Annotated in this window: 1 tRNA gene and 2 rRNA genes (1 of these 3 running past the window's edge); all 3 read right to left on the bottom strand. The window is 56.0% G+C overall.

Annotation, left to right across the window (positions count from 1 at the left end):
- A tRNA-Met gene (locus tag V8J39_RS23430) sits at positions 1 to 77 on the bottom strand.
- Positions 78 to 120: 43 nt separating this feature from the next.
- Positions 121 to 235 (bottom strand): 5S ribosomal RNA (gene rrf / locus V8J39_RS23425).
- Positions 236 to 333: 98 nt separating this feature from the next.
- Positions 334 to 2883, bottom strand: a 23S ribosomal RNA gene (locus V8J39_RS23420); it runs 281 nt beyond the window's last position.

Below are 2883 nucleotides of genomic sequence, written 5' to 3'. Positions count from 1 at the left end.
TGGTTGCGGGAGCAGGATTTGAACCTGCGACCTTCAGGTTATGAGCCTGACGAGCTACCGGGCTGCTCCATCCCGCGCCAGGGGAGTGATGTCGTACGAGAGTATTCTGGTTCTTTCTAGGTTTGGCGGTGACCTACTCTCCCACGTCTTGAGACGCAGTACCATTGGCGCGACGGCGCTTAACGGCCGGGTTCGGAATGGAGCCGGGTGTTTCGCTCGTGCTATGACCACCAAACCAAGGAAGAACCAGAACATCGGCACCGCTTTCGCGGCGTTGTCGTTTTCGTCAAGTTTATGCTTGCGACCAGTTTCACAGCCTTGCTGTTTCTGGATCAGATCAAGCCAATCGGGCAATTAGTACCAGTCAACTGAATGCGTTACCGCACTTACATCTCTGGCCTATCGACGTGGTGGTCTTCCACGGCCCTCAAGGGAGACCTAGTTTTGAAGGGGGCTTCCCGCTTAGATGCCTTCAGCGGTTATCCTGTCCGATCATAGCTACCCAGCACTGCCGTTGGCACGACAACTGGTCCACCAGTGGATCGTTCACCCCGGTCCTCTCGTACTAGGGGCAACTCTTCGCAAGTCTCCTACACCCACGGCAGATAGGGACCGAACTGTCTCACGACGTTCTAAACCCAGCTCACGTACCTCTTTAAATGGCGAACAGCCATACCCTTGGGACCTGCTCCAGCCCCAGGATGAGATGAGCCGACATCGAGGTGCCAAACGATGCCGTCGATATGGACTCTTGGGCATCATCAGCCTGTTATCCCCAGAGTACCTTTTATCCGTTGAGCGATGGCCCTCCCACTTGGGACCACCGGATCACTATGGCCGTCTTTCGACTCTGCTCGACTTGTCAGTCTTGCAGTCAGGCTGGCTTCTGCCATTGCACTCAACGAGCGATTTCCGACCGCTCTGAGCCAACCTTCGCGCGCCTCCGTTACGATTTGGGAGGCGACCGCCCCAGTCAAACTCCCCACCACGCATGGTCCCGGACCCGGATGACGGGCCGCGGTTAGACATCAAGATGGCGAAGGGTGGTATCTCAAGGATGGCTCCACCGGAACTGGCGTCCCGGTTTCAAAGCCTACCACCTATCCTGCACATCGCAATCCTGATGCCAGTGCGAAGCTAGAGTAAAGGTTCATGGGGTCTTTCCGTCTAACCGCGGGTAGTGTGCATCTTGACACACAGTTCAATTTCGCTGAGTCCACGTTAGAGACAGCGGGGAGGTCGTTACGCCATTCGTGCAGGTCGGAACTTACCCGACAAGGAATTTCGCTACCTTAGGACCGTTATAGTTACGGCCGCCGTTTACTGGGGCTTCAATTCGGAGCTTGCACCCCTCCTTTTAACCTTCCAGCACCGGGCAGGCGTCAGACCCTATACGTCGCCTTACGGCTTCGCAGAGCCCTGTGTTTTAAGTAAACAGTCGCCACCCCCTAGTTTGTGCCCCCCGCCCATACTTGCGTACAGACGGGGCCTCCTTCTCGCGAACTTACGGAGGCATTTTGCCGAGTTCCTTTAACGTGGTTCTCTCAAGCGCCTTGGTATTCTCTACCAGTCCACCTGTGTCGGTTTAGGGTACGGTCTCATGGAGGGCTATTTCCAGGAACCCCTAAGCAGCCCGTTCAATCCGATAAGAACGAACTACCCTCGGGATCCGTCACATCCTCCTGGCCCAGGAATATTAACCTGGTTCCCATCGACTACGCCTTTCGGCCTCGCCTTAGGGGCCGGCTTACCCTGCTCAGATTAGCTTTAAGCAGGAACCCTTGGACTTTCGGCGACAGGGTCTCTCACCCTGTTTGTCGCTACTCATGTCAACATTCTCGCTTCCGATCACTCCACCGGATGCCTCACGGCCCGGCTTCACAGTCAACGCCACTGCCTCCGTTGCGACCGAAGTCGCAAAAGAGGCAAGGCGTTATATCACGGAACGCTCCGCTACCACGCACCATAAGGTGCATCCAAAGCTTCGGCTCGTGGCTTGAGCCCCGTTACATCTTCGCCGCAGGACAACTTGTCTAGACCAGTGAGCTGTTACGCTATCTTTAAAGGATGGCTGCTTCTAAGCCAACCTCCTGGTTGTTTTGGTCGTCCCACATGCTTTCCCACTTAGCCACGAATTGGGGGCCTTAGCTGTTGGTCAGGGTTGTTTCCCTCTCCACGACGGACGTTAGCACCCGCCGTGTGTCTCCCGGATAGTACTCCTGGGTATTCGGAGTTTGGTTAGGCTCAGTAAGTCTGTGGGACCCCATCACCCATCCAGTGCTCTACCCCCCAGGGTATTCGTCCGAGGCGCTACCTAAATAGCTTTCGCGGAGAACCAGCTATCTCCGAGTTTGATTGGCCTTTCACCCCTAGCCACAGCTCATCCGGACCCTTTTCAACGGGTGTCGGTTCGGACCTCCAGTGCGTGTTACCGCACCTTCATCCTGGCCATGGCTAGATCACTCGGTTTCGGGTCTGATCCGTCGAACTCATGCGCCCTTTTAAGACTCGCTTTCGCTGCGCCTACACCTAACGGCTTAAGCTTGCTCGACAGACCAAGTCGTTGACCCATTATACAAAAGGTACGCCGTCAGGCCTCATGGACCCTCCGACTGCTTGTAGGCGTTCGGTTTCAGGGACTGTTTCACTCCCCTCGTCGGGGTGCTTTTCACCTTTCCCTCACGGTACTGGTTCGCTATCGGTCAGTAAGGAGTACTTAGCCTTCGAGGGTGGTCCCCCGATCTTCAGACAGGATTTCACGTGTCCCGCCCTACTTAATACGTCCCATCGAGCTTCGCATACGGGGCTGTCACCCATATCGCTGGCCTTTCCAGACCATTCTGCTCACTCTCAAGGCTCGGCTGGTCCGCGTTCGCTCGCCAC

Source organism: Frigidibacter sp. MR17.24 (genome assembly GCF_037095655.1).
GTDB lineage: Bacteria > Pseudomonadota > Alphaproteobacteria > Rhodobacterales > Rhodobacteraceae > Frigidibacter.
Note: the sequence above shows the minus strand (reverse complement) of the source record. Positions and strands in the feature narration are given on the sequence as shown.